This is a genomic window from Pandoraea soli, from assembly GCF_902459595.1.
Classification (GTDB): Bacteria; Pseudomonadota; Gammaproteobacteria; order Burkholderiales; family Burkholderiaceae; genus Pandoraea; species Pandoraea cepalis.
This window is the reverse complement of sequence record NZ_CABPSG010000006.1, coordinates 84,679-104,614: the sequence shown is the minus strand read 5'-3', so window position 1 is coordinate 104,614 and position 19,936 is coordinate 84,679. Positions and strand designations below refer to the sequence as shown.

General features: G+C 66.0%; 17 protein-coding genes and 1 pseudogene. 2 read left to right on the top strand and 16 right to left on the bottom strand.

What is annotated here, in order from left to right:
* Nucleotides 1-20: 20 nt before the first annotated feature.
* Nucleotides 21-668 carry an MlaC/ttg2D family ABC transporter substrate-binding protein gene (locus PSO31014_RS12545; protein ID WP_150551926.1) on the bottom strand — a complete coding sequence of 216 codons (648 nt, stop codon included), beginning with the start codon at nt 666-668 and terminating at the stop codon, nt 21-23.
* 223 nt (nt 669-891) lie between these two features.
* On the opposite strand from PSO31014_RS12545, the gene hpnN reads away from it, so the two are divergent.
* The gene (gene hpnN / locus PSO31014_RS12540; protein WP_150551925.1) at nt 892-3,528 is read left to right on the top strand and encodes a hopanoid transporter HpnN; all 2,637 of its coding nucleotides are present in this window, start codon (nt 892-894) and stop codon (nt 3,526-3,528) included.
* Nucleotides 3,529-3,627: 99 nt separating this feature from the next.
* Here the strand turns inward: hpnN and dxs are convergent, their stop codons facing one another.
* The 8 genes and pseudogenes from dxs to PSO31014_RS22870 all read right to left on the bottom strand — a co-directional run.
* Complete coding sequence (gene dxs, locus PSO31014_RS12535) at nt 3,628-5,544, bottom strand: 1-deoxy-D-xylulose-5-phosphate synthase (protein WP_150551924.1); 1,917 nt, start codon at nt 5,542-5,544, stop codon at nt 3,628-3,630.
* A 22-nt stretch (nt 5,545-5,566) separates the two neighbouring features.
* Nucleotides 5,567-6,640: a 2-aminoethylphosphonate aminotransferase gene (locus PSO31014_RS12530; protein ID WP_150551923.1), complete on the bottom strand. Its 1,074-nt coding sequence runs from the start codon at nt 6,638-6,640 to the stop codon at nt 5,567-5,569.
* Between the two features lie 39 nt (nt 6,641-6,679).
* Nucleotides 6,680-7,867: a phosphonopyruvate decarboxylase gene (aepY, locus tag PSO31014_RS12525; protein ID WP_150551922.1), complete on the bottom strand. Its 1,188-nt coding sequence runs from the start codon at nt 7,865-7,867 to the stop codon at nt 6,680-6,682.
* A complete protein-coding gene (gene aepX, locus PSO31014_RS12520) occupies nt 7,860-9,569 on the bottom strand; it encodes a phosphoenolpyruvate mutase (protein WP_150551921.1) in 1,710 nt (569 codons plus the stop codon). Before aepX ends, aepY begins: the two co-directional genes overlap by 8 nt.
* Nucleotides 9,566-10,330 (bottom strand): phosphocholine cytidylyltransferase family protein, encoded by a 765-nt coding sequence (locus tag PSO31014_RS12515; RefSeq protein ID WP_150551920.1) that lies wholly within the window; start codon nt 10,328-10,330, stop codon nt 9,566-9,568. The genes aepX and PSO31014_RS12515 overlap by 4 nt, the downstream gene beginning before the upstream one ends.
* Nucleotides 10,331-10,345: 15 nt before the next feature.
* A complete protein-coding gene (locus tag PSO31014_RS12510) occupies nt 10,346-11,368 on the bottom strand; it encodes a flippase-like domain-containing protein (RefSeq protein ID WP_150551919.1) in 1,023 nt (340 codons plus the stop codon).
* Entirely contained in the window at nt 11,369-12,205 is an 837-nt protein-coding gene (locus tag PSO31014_RS22665) for a HalD/BesD family halogenase (RefSeq protein WP_425494875.1), read from the bottom strand. It abuts the gene before it with no gap.
* Nucleotides 12,185-12,886 (bottom strand): annotated as a pseudogene (locus PSO31014_RS22870) (CDP-alcohol phosphatidyltransferase family protein); the annotation flags it as partial. The pseudogene PSO31014_RS22870 and the gene PSO31014_RS22665, both read right to left, overlap by 21 nt.
* A 348-nt stretch (nt 12,887-13,234) precedes the next feature.
* On the opposite strand from PSO31014_RS22870, the gene PSO31014_RS12495 reads away from it, so the two are divergent.
* Entirely contained in the window at nt 13,235-13,990 is a 756-nt protein-coding gene (locus PSO31014_RS12495; RefSeq protein ID WP_150551918.1) for an SDR family oxidoreductase, read from the top strand.
* Nucleotides 13,991-14,114: 124 nt separating this feature from the next.
* Here the strand turns inward: PSO31014_RS12495 and PSO31014_RS12490 are convergent, their stop codons facing one another.
* The 7 genes from PSO31014_RS12490 to PSO31014_RS22415 all read right to left on the bottom strand — a co-directional run bounded on the left by PSO31014_RS12490 (nt 14,115) and on the right by PSO31014_RS22415 (nt 19,739).
* Nucleotides 14,115-14,462 carry a hypothetical protein gene (locus tag PSO31014_RS12490; protein ID WP_150551917.1) on the bottom strand — a complete coding sequence of 116 codons (348 nt, stop codon included), beginning with the start codon at nt 14,460-14,462 and terminating at the stop codon, nt 14,115-14,117.
* A gap of 157 nt (nt 14,463-14,619) precedes the next feature.
* The gene (locus PSO31014_RS12485) at nt 14,620-14,970 is read right to left on the bottom strand and encodes a cupin domain-containing protein (RefSeq protein WP_150551916.1); all 351 of its coding nucleotides are present in this window, start codon (nt 14,968-14,970) and stop codon (nt 14,620-14,622) included.
* Between the two features lie 59 nt (nt 14,971-15,029).
* The gene (locus PSO31014_RS12480) at nt 15,030-15,869 is read right to left on the bottom strand and encodes a siderophore-interacting protein (protein ID WP_150551915.1); all 840 of its coding nucleotides are present in this window, start codon (nt 15,867-15,869) and stop codon (nt 15,030-15,032) included.
* Entirely contained in the window at nt 15,869-16,516 is a 648-nt protein-coding gene (locus PSO31014_RS12475) for a PadR family transcriptional regulator (RefSeq protein WP_150551914.1), read from the bottom strand. Before PSO31014_RS12475 ends, PSO31014_RS12480 begins: the two co-directional genes overlap by 1 nt.
* 298 nt (nt 16,517-16,814) lie before the next feature.
* Complete coding sequence (locus tag PSO31014_RS12470) at nt 16,815-17,612, bottom strand: transporter substrate-binding domain-containing protein (RefSeq protein WP_150552086.1); 798 nt, start codon at nt 17,610-17,612, stop codon at nt 16,815-16,817.
* Between the two features lie 449 nt (nt 17,613-18,061).
* Entirely contained in the window at nt 18,062-18,544 is a 483-nt protein-coding gene (locus PSO31014_RS12465; RefSeq protein ID WP_150552085.1) for an HU family DNA-binding protein, read from the bottom strand.
* A gap of 313 nt (nt 18,545-18,857) precedes the next feature.
* Nucleotides 18,858-19,739, bottom strand: a complete 882-nt coding sequence (locus PSO31014_RS22415) for a hypothetical protein (RefSeq protein WP_174976492.1) — start codon at nt 19,737-19,739, stop codon at nt 18,858-18,860.
* Between the last annotated feature and the right edge of the window lie 197 nt (nt 19,740-19,936).

Sequence of the window (19,936 nt, the reverse complement as noted above, 5' to 3'; positions counted from 1 at the left end):
GCGTTGGCAAACCGCTGCTTTTACTTGCCGAAACGCGCGTTCTTGTCGCGCAGGTAGGTGATCAGGCCGTCGATGCCGCCCTGGGCGATGCGGGCCTTGAATTGAGGCTGATACAACTGGATGAGCCACGCGTTGGCCACGTTCTCGCCCATCATGTTGATGTCGTAGATCTTCCAGCCCTTGTCCGTCTTGGCCAGACGATAGGCCACCGACAGATTGTCGCCGTTGCCGCTGACCGAGGCGCCCACCACGACGTCGCTGCTGTTCGCCGTGAGTTTGGCCGGCGTGAACTTGAACGCGATCTGGCTGCCGCGCACCTGCGAGAGTTGCAGCGCGAAGGTGTTCACGAGCAATTGCTGGAACTGCTCGAAGACCTGCTGCTGCTGTGCCGGGGTGGCCGCATCGAACGCCTTCGAGCCAACGGCGTACCGCGTGGTCCGATGGAAATCGGTATAGGGGAGGAAGTCGCGGGCCACGACGCGGGCGGTGGCGGTGACATCGCCGTCGCGGGCCGCCGCGTCGGCCTTGGCCGCCTTGACGACGGTCTCGACCGCCGTCTTCACCATGTCGTTCGGATTGTTGCTGCTCGCCTGTGCCCAGGCGCCAGAAGCAACGCCGATGCCGCTGAATGCGACGGCCGAGAGCGCCGTCACCAGAAATTTGTTCATACCGTCTTCGTGGGTTTCAATCGGGTTGGCCGTAGTGTAGTTCACGCGGCCTTGTATACTGCTGCGATTTCGTAAATTCACCGTTTCCTTGTCTTCCCTGTGCTGATCGACGGACTTCGTCCGCGATTGGTTCCCCGGTATCGCTTGATACATCGCGTTTCGTGATCTTTCAGAGAGCCGCGGCCGGGGCAGGGAGACCTCTACTTTCTTCCGGAACCGCTACATGTTGACGTCGCTCGTCGTGCGCATCGTCCGTTTTTCGGCGAAGCACGCGTACCCAGTCATCTTCGCTTCGCTCCTGCTCGTGTTGGCGAGTTGCGTGTACGTCGCCAAGCACTTTGCGATCAACACCGATATCTCGGATCTGATCGATTTGAACACGCCCGCCGCCGAGCGCGGTCGTGCCATCGATCGCGCTTTCCCGCAGAAGGCGGATCTCACCCTGGCTGTCGTGCAGGCCCCGGCGGCCGAGTTCGCCGACCGGGCCGCCGCCGAGTTGGCCGCGAAGCTTGCGACCGAGACCGATGTATTCCGGGCAGTGAGCCGTCCGGGCGCGGGTGAGTTCTTCGCGCACAACGCGCTGCTCTTCGCGCCGCTCGACGACGTGAAGTCGCTCACAGGCAAGCTGGATGACGCCAAGCCCCTGCTCAACCGTCTGGCGCAGGATCCGAGCCTGACCGGTTTGTCGAACCTGCTGTCGGTCACGCTGCAAACGCCGCTCCTCACCGGGCAAGTCAAGCTGCCGGAGATGGCGCACCTGCTCGGGGATGCGGCCGACACGACCGAGGCCGTGCTTGCCGGTCGTCCGGCAGCCATGTCGTGGCGAGCGCTCGTCGCGCCCGACACCGTGGCCCGCAGCTACGTCCAGGTGCAGCCGAAGCTGGACTACGCGGCCCTCGAAGCCGGGGCGAATGCCGCGACGCGCATTCGCGAGGCGGTGGCCGACCTGAAACTGGGTGAGCGCTATGGGGCGACGGTGCGTTTGACGGGCCCGCGCCCGCTGTCCGATGAGGAGTTCGCCTCCGTGCGTCAGGACGCCGGTCCGAACGCGGTCGTCACGCTGCTCGCCGTGCTGGTCGTGCTGTGGCTGGCGGTGCGCTCGGGCAAGATGATTCTCGCGGTGTTCATCACGCTGCTCGCGGGGCTGGCCGTCACGTTTGCGCTCGGTCTGATGATGGTCGGCGCGCTCAATATGATTTCGGTCGCGTTCGCGGTCCTGTTCGTCGGTATTGGGGTGGACTTCGGTATTCAGTTCGGCGTGCGCTATCGCGAGGAGCGCCATCGTCTGGACCAGCGCTCCGGGGCGTCGGGCGACGAGGCACTCCACGGCGCGCTCACGAGTGCGGGCCGGGCAATTGCGATGCCGCTGTCGCTGGCAGCCGCCGCCACGGCCGCGAGTTTCTTCTCGTTCCTGCCGACCGATTATCGAGGCGTGTCCGAACTCGGATTGATTGCGGGCGTTGGCATTCTTTGCGTGGCGTTTCCGTCGGCCATTACGTTGCTGCCGGCGCTCATCAGTGTGTTCAAGCCGAAGGGCGAAGCGAGTCCGCCGGGCTTTCGCAGCCTCGGTCCGGTCGACGAATTCACCGAGAAGCACCGCAAGCCATTGCTGTACGGCACGCTCGCTCTAGTGGTCGCGGGCCTGCCGCTGCTCGCCCATCTGCACTTCGACTTCAATCCGTTGCATCTGAAGGATCCGAACACGGAGTCGATGGCGACGTTGAGGGACCTGGCCAATTCGCCGGAGGCCGGGGTCAACGACGTGCAATTGCTCGCCCCGACGCTCGCCGCCGCCGATGCCGACGCCGCGAAACTGCGCGCCGTGCCGGAAGTCGGTCGCGTGGTCACGCTCACGACATTCCTGCCGGCAGAGCAGCCCGCCAAGCTTGCGTTGATCGGCACGGCGGCCGAATCGTTGTTGCCGGTGCTTTCGCAAACGCCGCTGGCACCGGTGGCCGATGCGGCGCGCGTGTCGGCGCTCAAGACGGCCGCCGGTCAGTTGGAGGACGCCGCGCTCGATCATCCGGGCGACGGCGCAAAGCCGGCGCAGCGCCTGGCCGCCGCGTTGCGCAAGCTCGCCGCGGCCGACGCGGCGACACGCGATCGCGCGGATCGGGCGATCGCCGAGCCGTTGAAGCTCGCGCTCGGTCAGTTGCGCGATGCCCTGCAGCCGCATGCCGTGACGCGCGAATCGCTGCCCAAGGACATCGCCTCGCAATGGGTGGCGGCCGATGGGCGCGCACTCGTGAACATCTCGCCGCGCGTGGCGAAGGGCGCGGATCCGAGTGACGACGTCATGCTGCGCAAGTTCAGTGCCGCCGTGCTGGCGACCACCCCGGACGCCGTAGGGGGACCGATCTCGATCCTGCGCTCGGCCGACACGATCATCCGCGCGTTCATCGAGGCGGGCGCGCTGGCGTTGCTCTCGATCACCTTGCTGCTATGGCTGGCGCTGCGCAACGTTGGCGATGTGCTGCGCACGTTGGTGCCGCTGCTGGTCTCGGCAGGCGTCACGCTCGAACTCAGCGTACTCATCGGCCTGCCGCTGAACTTCGCGAACATCATCGCGCTGCCGTTGCTGTTGGGCGTGGGGGTGGCGTTCAAGATCTACTACGTGATCGCGTGGCGTCATGGGCAGACGCGGCTGCTCGCGTCCGGTCTGACGCAAGCGATCGTGCTGTCCGCCGCGACCACAGGCATCGCCTTCGGCAGTCTGTGGCTGTCGCATCACCCGGGCACGTCGAGCATGGGCAAGCTGCTGGCGCTCTCGCTCGTTTGCACGCTGATCGGCGCGGTGTTTTTCCAGCCGGTACTCATGGGCAAGCCGCGTACGAAGGCGCCGCCGCCGCCGACAACCTGACGACAGCGACGCAATGCCAAACGGCGCCGAAAGGTGCCGTTTGGCTTTCTGGATGCGCTGAATCGGATGCGCTGAATCGAGCGGAATAAGCCGCCGCGCTCAGGTCGCCGACGGCACCGCCTCGACCTTGCCGCCGAGACGCTCGGCCAGCGCCCGGCGAATCGACGCCGCGATGCCGGGGGCGTCGAGCCCGACCGACGCGAGTTGTTGCGCGGGCGTGCCCTGGTCGATGTAGGTGTCCGGCAAGCCCAGTTGCAGCAGCGGGACTTGCACGCCATTGGCATTGAGCGCCTCGACACAGGCCGTGCCCGCACCGCCCATCACCGCGCCCTCTTCGAGCGTGACGACGAGGTCGTGCGTGCGCGCCATGTCGAGCAGCGTCGCCACGTCGAGCGGTTTGACGAAGCGCATGTTGACGACGCTCGCGTCGAACTCGTGGGCCACCTGTTCCGCCGGTGGGACCATCGAGCCGAACGCCAGCATCGCCACGCGACGGCCTGCTGGGGCGGCGCTTCGACGCCGTATTTGCGCCCGGCCCACGGGCAGCGTCGACAACCCCGATTCGATCGTTACGCCCGGACCGGTGCCACGCGGATAACGCACGGCGCTGGGGCCGTCGATCCCGAGCGCCGTCTGCAACATCTGGCGGCATTCGTTCTCGTCCGCCGGGGCCATCACCACCATGTTGGGGATGCAGCGCAGGTAGGCGATGTCATAGGCGCCCGCATGGGTGGCACCGTCGGCGCCGACCAGGCCGCCGCGATCGATCGCGAAGACGACCGGCAGGTTCTGCAAGGCCACATCGTGGATCAACTGGTCGTAGGCGCGTTGCAGGAACGTCGAATAGATGGCCACGACGGGCTTGAGCCCTTCGGTCGCCAATCCCCCCGCGAAGGTCACCGCATGCTGCTCGGCGATGCCGACGTCATAGTAGCGCTCGGGGAAGCGCTGCTCGAACGCGACGAGGCCGGAGCCTTCGCGCATGGCCGGTGTGATCCCGATGACACGCGGGTCGGTGGCCGCCGCGTCGCACAGCCATTCGCCAAAGACCTGCGTATAGGTTTTGGCCGAGACAGTGCCCGGTGCGGCCGGGCGAATGCCTTCGCTCGGATTGAACTTGCCGGGGCCGTGATAGAGGATTGGATCGGCCTCGGCGAGCTTGTAGCCGCGCCCCTTGCGCGTGACGACGTGCAGGAACTGCGGCCCCTTGAGCGCCTTGATGTTCTCGAGCGCCGGAATCAGCGCGTCGAGATCGTGGCCGTCGATGGGACCCAGGTAATTGAAGCCGAACTCCTCGAACAGCGTGCCCGTGGGGGACACGAGGGCCTTGGCGTGCTCTTCGAGCTTGTGGGCCAGCTCGCGCATCGGCGCGGGCGCGTTGCGCAGCAACTGCCGCACGCTTTCCTTGCCCGCCGAGTAGAACTGCCCGGACATCAGCCGCGTGAGGTACTGATTGAGTGCGCCGACCGGGGGCGAGATCGACATGTCGTTGTCGTTGAGCACGACGAGGAAGGGCAGATCGTCGTAGACGCCCGCGTTGTTCAGGGCCTCGAACGCTTCGCCCGCCGTCATCGCGCCGTCGCCGATCACGGCAATGGCGTGGCGCTTCTCGCCCTTGACGCGGCTGGCCAGCGCCATGCCGAGTGCCGCCGATATCGACGTGCTCGAATGTGCCGTGCCGAACGTGTCGTAAGGCGATTCGTCGCGCTTCGGAAAGCCCGACAGTCCATGCCATTGCCGCAGCGTCGGCATCGCCCCACGGCGCCCGGTGAGGATCTTGTGCGGATAGGTCTGGTGTCCCACGTCCCACACGATGCGGTCGTTGGGCGTGTCGAAGACATAGTGCAGCGCGATCGTCAGTTCGACCGTGCCCAGGTTCGACGACAGATGGCCGCCGGTGCGCGAGACGTTATCGAGCACGCAGGCGCGCAATTCGTCGGCCACACGGCGCAAGTCGGCGCGTGAGAGCGCACGCAGGTCGGCAGGGGAGGAGACGCTGGCGAGCAATTCGGTCATGGTCAAAGGTTCGTTCCCGCGCTCACTTCACCAGCCGGGCGAAGGATGCCAGCAGGCGGTCGATGTCGGCGGCCGTGAGGTTGCCCATCGTCGAGATGCGGAACAGTTCCTTCGACAAGCCGCCTTGACCCGCGTAGATCACAAAGCCGTCGGCCTTGAGCCAGTCGTGCAGACGCGGATAGTCGACCCCGGCGGGCAGCTTGTAGGCCCGCAGCACCACGGACGACTCGCCCGGCGGCAGTGCGCTGTCGATGCCCATGGCGGCCAGACCGGCGCGCACCTGCTCGGCGAGCGCGCCGTAATGGGCGTGACGGGCCTGCCATCCCCCGGCGTCGTCGAGTTCGCGCAGCGCTTCCACGAGCGCGTAGTAGGCATGCACCGACGGCGTAAACGGCGTGTTGCGCTCGGCCTGAAGCTTGGCCAGGCGCGCGATGTCGAGGTAATACGTGCGGCTCGCGGCCTTGGCGAGGGCGTCCTTGCGCACCATCACGAACGACACGCCCGGCACGCCGTGTACGCACTTGTTCGCGGTGGCGGCCACCGCCACGATACCGGAATCGTTGAAGTCGAGGGCTTCGGCGGCAAAGCTGCTCACGCCGTCGACCAGCAGGCCGATGCCGCGCTCGCGGCACGCGCCGGCGAGCCCGGCCAGATCGTTCAGGCGGCCCGTCGTTGTCTCGTGGTGGATGATCGCCACGTGGGTGTACGGACGATCACCCGCCGTGTCGAGCTTGTCGACGATCTGCGCCAGGTCGGGCGCCTGCATCCACTCGAAATGGATGACGTCGTGATCGATGCGATATTGCTTCGCAATCTGCGAGATGCGCTCGCCGTACACGCCGTTCTCGACGATCAGCAGGCGGCCGCCTTCCGGCACGAGGCCTGCCGTCATGCTCTCTACGGCGGCGGTGCCCGAGCCGGTCATCAGTACCGGCGTCCACACGGCCGGATCGAGGTCATACACGGCAGTGAGACGCGCGCGCGCTTCGTCCTGCAGGTCGAAGAATTCGGGCTCGCGGTGGCACAGATCGGGTTGAAGCAAGCTCTTGCGGACACGCTCGGTCAGCGTAACGGGGCCCGGATTCAGTAACAGCATGGCGAAGGTTCCTCGGCGGATTTCTTGAAAGGGGGACGCTCAGGCCGAGGCCTGCGCGCGTTGTGCAATGTGGTCCATCAAGCGCGACTTGACCGCTTCGGGCGTGACTTTCGGGCGGGGCAGCCCGTCAGGGGTTCCCGGACGCGTGCTCAGACAAGCGAAGCTCGGGCCGTCGTTCAGGCGGGCGGCGGGGGCGTCGAACAAGGCTTCGATGACGTCCAGCGTGTCGCCTTCGAGCGCGAGCGCGTAGCCGCTGGCCGCCGCGACGCCCGCGAACGAGACCGTCGGCGAGACCGTGGCCTGTGCGCCGGTCGAGTCGTGCGACGCGTTGTCGAGCAGCAGATGCACGAGATTCGACGGGCCGTAAGCGCCCAGCGTCGCGAACGCACCCATGCGCATCAGCGCGGCGCCGTCGCCGTCGAGCGCGACCACACGCAGGTCGGGCCGCGACAACGCCAGACCCAGGGCCAACGTCGTCACGCATCCCATCGATCCGACCATGTAAAGCTGGTTGGCGCGGTCGTCGAGCGCGTAGAGTTCGCGTCCGCAAAAGCCGGTCGATGCCAGCACGACAGTGCCTTCGAGCGGCGTGTGCGCGATGATGCGCGTCAGGGCGTCGCGACGCGTGGGCAGCTCGGCCGGCGCGACGTCTCGCATGAGCGACACCGGGGCGGGTTGCGCCGGACGCGCGGGGCGCTCGGCCGGTTGCAGCGGGAAGGGGGCGACGCTGCCCTTTTGCATCACGAGCGCATAGGGGCGGCCGGTCTCGTCCATGTGACGAACGGCACGCGCCAGCGCCGGCGCAATCGCCTCGGGCTCGGTCGGGAACAATTCCCAGGGCACTTCCATCAGGTCGAGCATCGCGGGCGTGATCGGGCCCATGAGCGCGTGTTGCGGCTCATCGGTAATGCCCGGCTGACCGCGCCACGTCACGATCAGCAACTGCGGCAGACGGAAGGTCCACGTGAGCGAGGTCAGCGGGCTCACGGCGTTGCCGAGGCCCGAGTTCTGCATCATCGTGACCGCGCGAGCGCCATGGCCTTCACCGAGTGTTGCCCCGGCGGCGATGGCGACCGCATCGCCTTCGTTGACGGCCGACAGGTAGTGCAGCGTCGGGTCCTGCAGCACATAGTTGATGAACGGCGTGAGGAACGAGCACGGCACACCGGTGTACCACGTGAAGCCGTGCTGGCGTGCGGCTTCGACGAACTGTCCGGCCTCAATCATGCGAGGTCTCCGTTGCGGCACCGCTGAAGGGTGTCTGGCCATGCGCGAAGTCGGCCGCGTGGCGGAATTCGTCCATGTCGTTCACCCCGCGCCAGTGGCCGTGCACGTACTGCACTTCGATCCTGGCACCGTCGGCGGCGAGGGCGTTGATCAGGTCGGGCATGCCGAGCCGGTCGAAGTCCGCGCGGGCCTGCAGGGCCGCGAAGACGCGCAGCAACCGCGCGCGGGCGTCATCGCCTCGCACCCCCAGCAAGCCGATCCAGCGGCCATTGGGCGCACGCCCGGCGTGCGCGGCGTTGGCGCTGATCGTCTCGAGCAGTACGCGCTGGCCGAACAGGCCGCGGTCGTCGCCGGCGGAACAATAGGCGAAGTCGCGCACGCTGGCGTTGGCCGCATGCGCGGTTGTCGCTGCCGTCGAGTCGACCGCCACCGTGAAGTCGGCGTCGCTCTCGACCAGATCGCGCACGATGTAGCTGCGGAACAGCAGGTCGCCGTACGAGACGATCGTGTCGTGTGTGAACGCGTTCGCCACGCGCGCGAGCGAGGCAAGTTCGCCGGTCTCGGCGTGACGCTCGTTGATCGCGAGCGTGATGCCCGCCGTGTCGATCGCGTCGGCGCGATAGCCGCCCACGACAGTGATGTCGTTCACGTTCTGCTTCTTGAAGCCGTCGACCAGCCAGCGCAGCAACGGCTTGCCCGCCACGGGAAGCATCACCTTCGGGCGGTCGGTCGTCACGCTATCGAGGTTCTTGCCGCGGCTCGCGGCCAGCACGATGGCCGAGCGCGGCGCGTTCGCGGCCGACAGGTAGCGGTCCTCGGCTTCGCTGTATTCGGCGGTGTCCTGCAGGCGGAAGATCTCGTCGACGGTCGCGATGCGGTCTTCGACGTTCACGAGCGTCTCGCTGCGGTGGATCTCGGCCGCCACGGCCTGCATGGCCGACGTGGCCGAGCGAATCAGGTGATTCGCCCAGATGGCGACGCTGATGCCCGCTTCGCGGAACACGTCGGTCGGCGTGCTGTAGTACTTGGTCGGCACGATCACGAGCGGGCAGCGGCGGTCCCACTCCCGCGCGAACTGCACAATCTCGTCGGCACGGCTCAGCTTGCTGTGAATCAGGATGGCATCCGCGCCGGCCTGGCGATAGGCCTCGGCGCGGCGCAGGGCTTCTTCCATGCCCCAGCCGGCGATCAGCGCTTCGACGCGCGCCACGATGGAGAAGTCGTCGTCGGCCTGCGAGTCCTTGCCGGCCTTGATCTTGCCGCAGAACTCGTCGATATCGGCGAGTGGCTGGCGTTCGCCGCCGATGAAGCTATTGGTCTTGGGGAAGACCTTGTCTTCGATACACACGCCGGCCACGCCGCGTTGCTCGAGCTTGCGCACGAGGCGGCGCATGTTGTTGAAGTTGCCGTAGCCGGTGTCGCCGTCAAGCAGGATGGGCAACTGACTGGCGTCGGCCATGAATTCGAGGTTGTCGACCACCTGCGTCCAACTCGCCTCGTTGTTGTCGCGCACGCCGAACTGCGCCGAAATCGCCAGTCCGGACGCCCAGATGCCCTTGAATCCGGCTTCGCGTACGATGCGCGCGGACAGGCCATTGTGGGCTTCCATCAGGAATTCGAGCTGCGGGCTGCGCAGCATGCCGCGCAGTTGCGACGCACGTGTCGCGACCGGCGGAGGAGCGAATGTGTCGGGAGCGTTCATTCGGACACCATCGTGAGCGGTTCGAGTTGTGGCAGCACCTGGTCGGCGGCGCGCTTCACATCTTCAGGGTAGTCGATTTCGATCCAGGGGAAGCCCGTGACGTCGGCCGTTTCGAATTGCGCGCCGCGTTCGAGCAGCAGATCGCGCACGGCTTCCTCGTGCGGCAACTTGGCGCGACCCGATTCGACGTAATCGCGCGTGATTTCCGCAAGGCGCGTGGCCGTTGCTTCGTTGAACCGGAAGAAGCCGACCGATTCGCCGACGGTGTCGTAGTCGAGGCCGACCATGACCTGCTTGCGCAACTCGACCGGCACCCCGTTGCGCAGGCATAGCTTGACCGGCTCGTCACCCACTTCGAAGTCGCGGTCGATGAGCAGGCGGTTTGCCGTCGTGCCCGCGACGAGGGCGTTGAAGATACGCTGGTCGTAGAGCACGTCGGCGTCCATGACGAGTACGTCGCCGCCGGCCGTCATGGCATCGGCGGCGGTGTGCAGCGTCAGCACGCTGCCCAGATGAAACTCGGGATTGAGACGGATCTGCGGACGCGGCGTCCAGTTCAGTCGCTCGATGGCCTCGCTCACCTGCTCGTGATGGAAGCCGAGCGCCAGCACGACGTCGGTGATGCCGGCCGTGGCCAGCATGCGCAAGTGGCGCTCCAGCAGCGACATACCGTCGAACTCGAGCAGGCACTTGGGCGACTGCCTGTCTTCGGGCTGGAGCAAACGCAGGCCCATGCCTGCTGCGAGAATGATGGCCCGCATAGTCGATATCCTTCTTTAAAGCGGTGCAGTATCGGTGGCGGCAGGCAGCGACGCGCTGTCTTGCGCGGCCCGCTGGCGGCGCCAGCCGCGTTCGGAGAAATGCAGATAGACGAGGCCGGGCACGCCGAGCAGCAGCTCGCGCGTACGCTTGGCCAGCGAGAGGGCCAGCCCGGCGTCGGCCGGCAGACCCACGAGCGGCGCGAGCAGCAGGTATCCGCCTTCCTGCACGCCGAGCGAGCCCGGCACGAAGAAGGCGGCGCCGCGAATGGCCTGCCCGAGGCTTTCGAGCAGCAGCGCGTCGACCCAGCTGACCGGGTACCCGATGCACTGCAGAATCAACCAGACCTCCCCGGTGCCGACGATCCAGCCCACGAGACTGAGCGAGAAGCTTGCGATCACCCGACGGCGCTGGCCGTACATGCGTTGCACGATGTCGTCGACGGCGTCGGCGCGGTCGAGCAGCGACGACCAGTCGCGCTTGGGCGACAGCTTCGAGAGCAGGCGAAACGCCCAGCCGAAGAGGCCGCGCCGCTGCGCCGCGTAGAACGCATAGAGCAGGGCGGAAATGAGCGCGGTGGCGAGCAGCATCGGCAGCCATAGGCCGTCATGGGGGCGGTGCGTGGCGCTGATGCCGAACACGGCCAGTCCCAGGAGCGCAAACACGATCTGCGCCACGGCTTGCAGCGTCGTACTGACGGTGATGGCCGCCGCGGCTTCGCGCCCGGCCATCCCGCGCTGCTTCATCTGGCGCACCATCGCGATCGGCCCGCCGATCTGTCCGGCGGGCAACAGGCTGTTGACCGACTCGCCCACCCAGCGGGTGAGCGTGGCGCGGCGCAGCGAGCACGATTTGGCGACCAGCACCTGGATGGCGGCGGCATCGAGCACCAGCGGCACGAGGTGAAACGCGGCGACAGGCAGGAGGCCCCAGCCGGCGACCGCCAGCGTGGACATCACCGATCCCGTGCCCTGCCAGATCAACAGGGCGACGAAAAGGGCGAAGCCAAGAGTGAGAGAGACGATGGCAGTCCGGTTCATCTAGCGTTTCGTCCGTCCCATTAGCTGACGAAACACTTGCCGGAATCCGAAATAGGCGACGGCGTCTTTCATGTTCGAGATGAAGCGCTGCCACGCGCCCATGCGCGGGTCGGTCACGTACTCGAACGTGAGCGAGATGCGCTCCTCGTTTTCGCCGAGCGGTGTGATGCGGTGATGCAGTTTATCCCCGTCGAAGAACACCAGCGCGCCGGGCGGATACGCGACGGCACCATCGACTTGCGGCACGCCGGGGTTGCGCGTTTGAAGACGGTATTCGAGCAGGCAGCTCGATTGATCCACCACACCCAGCAACAGCGTGTAGCGGCGGCCCTTGTAGTAGGACGTGTCGTAATGCCAGCCGATGTGATCGCCAGGACGCGTGTAGTAGTAAAGCGCATAGGCGTGCGGGTCGTCCTGCGGCGACGGCAGCAGCTTCTCGCCAGCCAGACGCTCCAGGAAGCGCATCAGCGCCGGCGAGCGGTACAACTCGGCCACGAACGGGGCGTGCTCGTCGAGCGTGTGGCGGCTCACGCTGCCCCCCTGCTTGTGGCCGGGCAGGTAGTTACGGTTCACGTTCGGTATCACCGCGCGGGCGGCGGCGATCAACTGTTGCGTGACAGTGTCGGGCAGGAACGTTTCGAGATAGACGAAGGCGTCCTGCGATTTGAATTCGCGCGTGACCGTGTCGACGTCGATGGCGCCGAGCGCCCGTTCGATTTCGGCATCTGCCGCGAATGCCGCTGGCGCCAGCGGCGCGACCGGCGCCGCAGCGCATGCCGGGGCCGCGGCCGACGGCTGCATCGCCTCGCTGATCTCCACCGGCGGGGGGCGGCGCATCGCGCGCACGTAGTCGACGATGACCAGCAGCGCGAAGAGCGGCGCGCCAATGGCGGCGGCGATCAGAAAGCCGCGCGTGCCGTCGAACAGCGTGACGAGCGGCATCAGGTAAAGCACGTCTTCCGTCTCGAACCCGCCGACGCGCGCTTGTGTCGTGCCGACCTTGCCGACACGCTCCTCGATGCGCATGCGCAGGAAGAAGATCAGGGCGACGGCAACACCGGCCATCCAGCCGAGCGCCGAGGCAGTCAACGGCAGGGGCACCGCATATTGACCCGGTGAACCCGCCGCCACGCCCATGCCGATACCGCCAAACAGCAGCACCGTGACGAAGGCGTCGGACGCGAGATCGTAGAAGTGACCGAGGCGGCTCGTCTTGCCGCTGATACGCGCCAGTTCGCCATCGGTATGGTCGATGAAGTTCGACAGGACGAGCAGCACGGCCCCCAGATTGGCCATCGCATAGCCGCCCTGCGCGAATGCCCACGCGCAGGCGAGGCCGACGATCAGGCGCAGCGTCGTGAGGTGGTTCGGCGTGACCCGCGTGTTGACCAGCGGCGTCACCATCCAGCGCGCAAGCCGCGCATCGTATTGGCGCGGACGCGGCGGTACGGGGCGTGCGGTTTTGTTTGTGGCTGACGCAACACTCGGCGCCGGAATAGTTCTCGGTATCGTTTCCATGAGGGGGAAATATATACCCATAAGGCGGTACTGTGCAGCGCAGGCAGGGCACTGGACCGACCGCGACAACCTTGGCGATTCAGGACACCGACGCGTGCGCAATGCTTGCGTTGCGCACGCGTGCCGAGCGCTGCGCGCGTCTCGCCGAATGCGTTTTCTATACATTCCATCATCGGCGCAGGTTGATTGTGAGTATATTCCGCAATACCTCATTTCGCTTTCCAGGCAGCCGGCGTCGGGTCGAAGGAAAATCGAGCGGCCGTCGGGATAGCGGTGCCGGGACGATGCGCGGATAATGAGGGGCTTGTTCGTCTCATGCAGCGGCGTAATGCGACCGCACAATTTCCCATGTCCCAAACGATTGCCATTCTGACCGGCGCATCCCGTGGTCTCGGCGCGGCGCTCGCGCGCGGTCTGCTCGCCCCCGACACCCATCTCGTGACGCTGGCACGTCGCACGGACGACGACCTTGCGACGCTGGCCAGCGCACAGGGCGCGACGCTTGAGCAAGTGGCCGTCGATCTGGCCGATGCCGATGCCGCAGCGCAGGTCGCCGAGCGTATCTTCGCGGCACTGCCGCGCGACGCCTCGCGATACCTGCTGATCAATAACGCGGGCACGGTCAATCCGGTCGCGAATGCCGCGGCCCTCACGGACCCGGCGGCCATTGGCGCGGCCTTCGCCCTGAACGTCACCGCCGTCATGCTGCTCACGGCGCGCTTTCTCGCCGCTACGCAAGGACTCGCGGCCAAGCGACAGATCGTGAACATCTCGTCGGGCGCCGGCCGCAATCCGACCGCCGGCTGGTCGGTGTACTGCGCCACCAAGGCCGCGCTGGATATGTACACGCGGGTGGTCAACGCGGAGCATCGCGAGCACGGCGTTCATGCCGTATCGCTCGCGCCCGGTGTGGTCGATACCGGCATGCAAGAGACGATTCGCGGCAGCAGCGTGGAGAGTTTTCCGGCGCTGGCGCGTTTTCAGGACCTCAAGGCGAGCGGCAAGCTGTCGTCGCCGGAAGCGGTGGCGCAGCGCATTCTGGCGCTGACCGAGCGCGACGATTTTGGTCAGACCGAGATCGACGACATCCGCCACTACGCCTGATCCGACCCGGCCGTCGCACACGACTGCGGTTGCGGCTCGGCGGGCAAGCACGGAAAAAAGCACCGGGCGGCGTTTCGCCGGCCGGTGCCGTCCCTTTGCCGAAGACGTCGGCGCGCCATGTGGCCTACTGCTCGGTGCTGGTGATGAAGACGCCGCCGTTGCGTTCCGGTGCGTACAGGATCAGCGTTGGCGCATGGATGTCGAAGGCGCGCTCACACGCCTCCCCATACGAATCGAACTGCACGGCCCAAGCGCCGTTGCGCACGTAACAGTGCGTGATGGTGTCGGTGCGCCGATCGAATTCCTGACCGAGAAACACACCCTGCGTGTAACACCAGACGACAAACCCGTGAAAGTCGGCCTGCTCCGGTGCCCGAAACACGCGCCAGCGAGCATCATCGCGCGCCGCTTGACGCGCCGTCGCGCCCGCTGCCCAACGCTCAAAGCCGTCGTGTCGTTTGCGTTGCTCCATGTCGTCGTACCCCCTTTTGGGTGAACCGCCCTTCGGGTGCCGAGATTCGACATCCCCGGGACGCGTTTCCATAGTCGGAATTTGTTCCTGGCATTTCTATCAGGCAATTCCGAAAGACGGCAGGGAATTTCTCCAAAGGGGAACGCGGCGGACGTCGTCAATCGTAGTGAATCGCCAGCCAGACGGTGGTTTCACCCGGTGTCGTCCAGGCGACACGATGCTGGCGATGCGCGGCAATCGCAACGGCGTCGCCGGGCTTCAGTACGAGTGTCTGGCCGGGCGTGTCGGCGAAGGCCAAGCCCGCACCGCCCGTGAGCAGCACGACCCATTCGTGCTGCGCCTGGTCGTACCAGAAGCCTGGGGGAGAGGCCTGTCCAGTCGAGACGATGCGCTCGACACGCATCCCCGGATGCGCAAGCAGCGTAGTGAACTGCTCGGCTGCGGTCGGGTCGGGAGACGGCGGCAGGCCGGCAAACAGATTCGTGTCGGGTAGCAGAGGCGTGTCCATCGGTGTCGATCGTTTTCTCGTCGGCGGGAGATGGAAAGCATACACGCGCCACCCCGCGCTCAGTCGTCCAGCGTCTCGTGCACGGCGACGTCGCCGCGTCGCCAGTAGGCAGCCGCCTTCACCCATTTCGGGTTGAGCCCGCGAGCGGCGACGAGATGGCGACGTACGGCCTTCGCCACGCCGGCCTCGGCGGCGACCCAGGCATGCACATCTCCAGCGGGTAGCGTGGCCACGGCGAGCGCGTCGATCAGTGCGGTGCTTTGACCGGCCGGCGTGCCTTCGCGAAAGAGCCATTCGACCACGACGTCGGCATCGCTGGCGAAGCGCAGGCGGTCGGCCGGACTGTCGATTTCCGCGAAGACGAACGCCAGCGCGCCGGCCGGCAGTTCGGCCAGCCGCCGCGAGATCGCGGGCAGCGCCGTGTCGTCGCCGATCAAGACATAGCCGTCAAAGGTCATGGGAATGACGAGCGAGCCGCGCGGACCGCCCACACCGATGCCGTCACCCGGTTGAGCCGAGCGCGCCCACTGCGTGGCGGGGCCGGAGTCGTGCATTGCAAAATCGATCACCAGGGTTTGCGACGCGGCGTCGTACCGGCGTGGCGTGTAATCGCGCATCAGTCGTGGTGCGTCGCCGGGCGCGGGCTTGGCGACCCCTTGCGCGCCGGGCTGCGGGAGCACCAGTTCGCCGGTGGCCGGGTCGGGGAAGAACAGTTTGACGTGGTCGTCGAAGCCGGGGCTGGTGAAGCCTTCGAGATCGTCGCCACCCAGGGTCACGCGCAGCATGTGCGGCGTGAGCTGTTCGACATGGCGGACTTCCAGCCGACGCAGGCGAAGTTCGTGCCGTACGCGTTGCGGTGTGCGATCGGGAATGACGGGCGGTGCTGCGTGATCTCTCATCAAAGTCGCTCCAGTTGTTGCGCCGCCGCGTCGAGAATGGCGGCGAATGCGTTGGCCTGTTCGGTCGAGAGCGGCTCGCCGCCCAGGCGCAGATGCACGGCGTATTTGAAGTTGTGCAGCGCGCGCATGACCTGCGGCGGCATGTCTTCCGAACGCTCACGGCGCGTCGTCAGCCGTGCGAGCAGTTCCGTGACCGCGACCTCGTTTTCCGCCAGATAGACGCGCCCGGTATCGGTGATTTCGTAAGACTTCCGTTGGCTGTCGCCCGTGTTCTCCTGCACACGGAGATAGCCCATTTCTTCGAGCAGCGTGAGCGTGGGGTAGACCACACCCGCGCTCGGGCTGTACGTGCCGTTCACACTCTCTTCGATGGCTTTGATGAGTTCGTAACCATGGCGGGGTTGCTGCGCAATCAGATGCAGCAGTACGAGCCGCAAGCCCCCATGACCGAAGAGGCGGCCGCCACCACGTCCGCCCCTGCCGCCGCGTTCGCCGCGCCCTTCGTCGCCGCGTCCGAAGCGGGCGTCACCGTATCCCTCGCCACTGCCGCGCCGTCCATGGCGCCCACCGCGCCGGTCGTCGCCAACCTCCATGCTGTCCAGGTCCAGCGGGCCTCGGCCCATGAAATCGCCACGTGATCCACGCATGATGCGACTCCTTATCGATGTAGTTAAGACGTGTTTACGATATATCTAAATTGCATCGAAAGCAAAGCTATTTTTGTGACGATCACGTCGGAAGGGCGGGGGATGACCGTGGGGCGGGGGACGGCAGGGTATTACGGAGCGTTACGGGGTATTGCGGGAGGGTTTCGCGAGGTGCGGAGATTGGATCGAAATGCGCATTTCGATAGGTTGGCGCCGTGCCGGCGTCGGTACGGACGCGGTCGGACAATCGCTGGGGAAGCAAGCGCCCCAGCGCGCTCAGCGCCGGGGGCGGCGGTGCTTATTGCATCTGCGGCAGGTCGGTGCCGAGCCACTTGCGATAGCGCTTGTTCAGCTCACCGTTGGCCGTATTGCGCGTGACGAAGTCGTTGATCGCCGCGAGCAGTTCCGGCTGATTGGGGCGCAAGGCAATGCCCATCGCCTGCTGCAGCAAATTGAACTTCGGCTCGAACTGGCCCGGTGCTCGCTGACGAATCGCGTTCGCGACCGTCACCGAGCAACCGATGGCATCGACCTGCCCGGTGAGCAGCGCCTGCATGGCGGACGCGTCATCGTCGAATCGACGGATCTCGGTGCCTTCGGGCGCCGTCTTCGTAACGGCCATGTCCTGGGTGCTCGCGCGCGCGACGCTCACGCGCAGGCCCTTCAGATCCGCCGCGGACTTGATGGGTGTGCCGGTCTTGCCGAGCAGCACGATGGTCGCGGCGGCGTAGGGTTTGGAGAACTGCACCTGCTTGGCGCGCTCCGGCGTGATGGCGAGCGACGCGACCAGCACATCGACCTTGCCGCTGAGCAGATAGGGAATCCGGTTCGGTCCCGTCACCGGCATGATGTTGACCTTGACCCCCAGATCCTTCGCCAGCAGTTTTGCCACGTCGGCGTCGTAGCCGTCAGGCTGCATCTGCGCGTTCGTCGTGCCGTACGGCGGAAAGTCGATGAGCATGCCGACGTTGAGCGTGCCCTTCTTCTTGATGTCGGCCACGGTCTGCGCGTGAGCCGGTGTGGAAAACAGTGTCAGGGTGCTGGTGAGCAGGCCGCCCAGGGTGCCGCCGAGCGATCCGACGAAACCGGCCGGCATGGCCGCGACGCCGAGCGCGGTGAGAAAGCCGCGACGCGAGCGAAGGTCGGGGGGGCCTGGATCGTTTTGCCGGCTGGCCGGATGGGTAAAGGAAGGGGAATGCCGAACTTGCGCAGGGTGACGCGATAACTTGCGAGTCATGCTGGGTCTCCTGAGGCTGCGAAGGCGTTGCCAGCATGCCGATCTCGGATGCGAGGCGAAGGCCTCGCGGCTGGCTGACGGTTAACCCGAGCGATGGTAGCGGGCGGTACAAGACGCGTCCACTCCGCACAAACCCCAGCGAAAACCCTGAGTCCCGTACGAGCGGCGCCGCGTCGAGACAGTAATGAGGACGACGAAATCAGGACGAAAAAAAACGGTGCCGAAATTCGGCACCGTGTTCAGGCACTGCTTGCCCGGTCCTGGCAAATCACGTTGCCGTGGAAGCCACGGCGACGCGAGCGCTGGACTTACTGGGCGGCGTCCTTGACCTTCTTCAGCGGGCGAACCTTCACGCGCACCGACGCCGGCTTGGCCGGGAACCAGCGCTCTTGGCCCGTGAACGGGTCCTTGCCGAAACGCTTCGCCTTGGCGGCGATTTGTTGCGACGTGACCTTGAACAGGCCATGCAGCGTGAATTCGCCAACACCCTTCTTGTGCAGCGAGCTGACGATGGTGTTCTCGAGCGCGGCCAGCACTGCCTTGACTTCCTTCACGGCGACTGCCGAATGCTCGGCGAGGTGGGCTGCGAGCTGGGTCTTGTTGAGTGCGTCCTTGATCGGCGACACCTTGCCGTTGGCGGCTGCCTTCGGCGCGGCCTTCACGGCTGCCTTCGGGGCTGCCTTGGGAGCGGCCTTCGGGGCTGCCTTTTTCGCTACCGGAGCCTTCTTCGCTGCCGGCGCTTTTTTTGCCACAGGGGCCTTCTTTGCTGCTGCTTTCTTTGCCGTTGCCATATCGATCCAATCGATGAGAATAAGAAAGTGCCGTCGTAGAACGGCCACCCGAATGATACGTATTGCTGCGCCGACGATTCTACCTAAGAAATCGCTTTGTGCGAGCCGTGCGCGAATAATGTTGCGTGCCTGCCGCACAAGGCTGAGCGGCGATTTCGCCGCATTTCAGGGCGTTTCATCGACAAGCTGGCGATTCGTCATCGCGGTTGCGACCGAGGCGCGCGATCTTTGCCGGGCATTCGACGGCAGTTTTGCGGCGATTTTTTTGTGCCTGTGCCGTGCGCCGCCGTCGACGTCGATCGCCCGGAAACCCTTAAAAACGCTGCATTTCGCAGGTTTCGCAGCGGCCGTCGCCGTTGCACCAGGCATCGGTCAGCGTGGTGCCATTCGCGCCGAACGTGATGTCGTGCTTCGCGCCGTAGCTGCCGGCGAGTTGCAGACGGTCGCCCGACAGTGTGCCCTGCACCGTGGTGTGGACGTTCGGCTCAACGTCGTCGACGCTGCCCGTGACCTGCGCGCCATTGAGCGCGAGCGTCATCAGACGCGTCATCGGCGAACCCCAAGGTTTCCACCACGGCGGCGCATTCGTGCACAGACCGCGCCAGTGCCCGGACGGATTCATCACGAGTAAAGGTGCCGCCGCACTTGCCTGAGTCGTTGCGCCCGACGTCGTCGGCGGCGGCGAGGCGGTCGCGGTGGCGGTGACCGTGGTGGCGGTAGTGGCAGTGTTGGACGTGTTGGACGTGTTCGCGGTGGGCGCCGCGCTGTATGTTCCGGGGGCCCCGTCGACACGCGCCAGATCGGGCGGCAGGCCATCGTTCGCCACCGGTGCCGATGTCGCCGCACACACGTGGCACGACAGATGCGACACACTGTTGCGCGTTAGCGCCCGCGCGGCATACAGGCGCTGAACGCCTGACGTCCCGTCGCGCAGAATCGTGGCGTAGGGCGTGTCGTCGAGCTGGTAATCGACCTTGGCGCAGGCGGGGGCGTCGGTTTGCAGCATGACGTCGGCAGAAAAGGCGCCGTTGGTCGCGCGTATCGGAATCACCGACACGGATGCCGAACAGTCGGCAACGATCTGCGCGCAATTGCACGCGGCGGCCGGCGCGCGCGACGCGTCACCCGACTGCGCGTGCGCTTGCCCGGCGAGGCCGAGCAGGCCCGCGACGAGCCATCCCGTCGCGATTCTCATGGAACTGAAACCCCGCATGATGTTTCTCCGAATGTGGCGACCTATCCCGTACCGCGGATAGTCGATAAAAAGCCGTCGGCCGACAAGCGCCGATAACACTGAAATGCAGCGGCGACCCACCGACGAAAACGGGTGCTCGACGCGCGTCGCATGCCAACCCGGCGCGACGAAAATATGAGATTTTGCCCGTGCCCCGA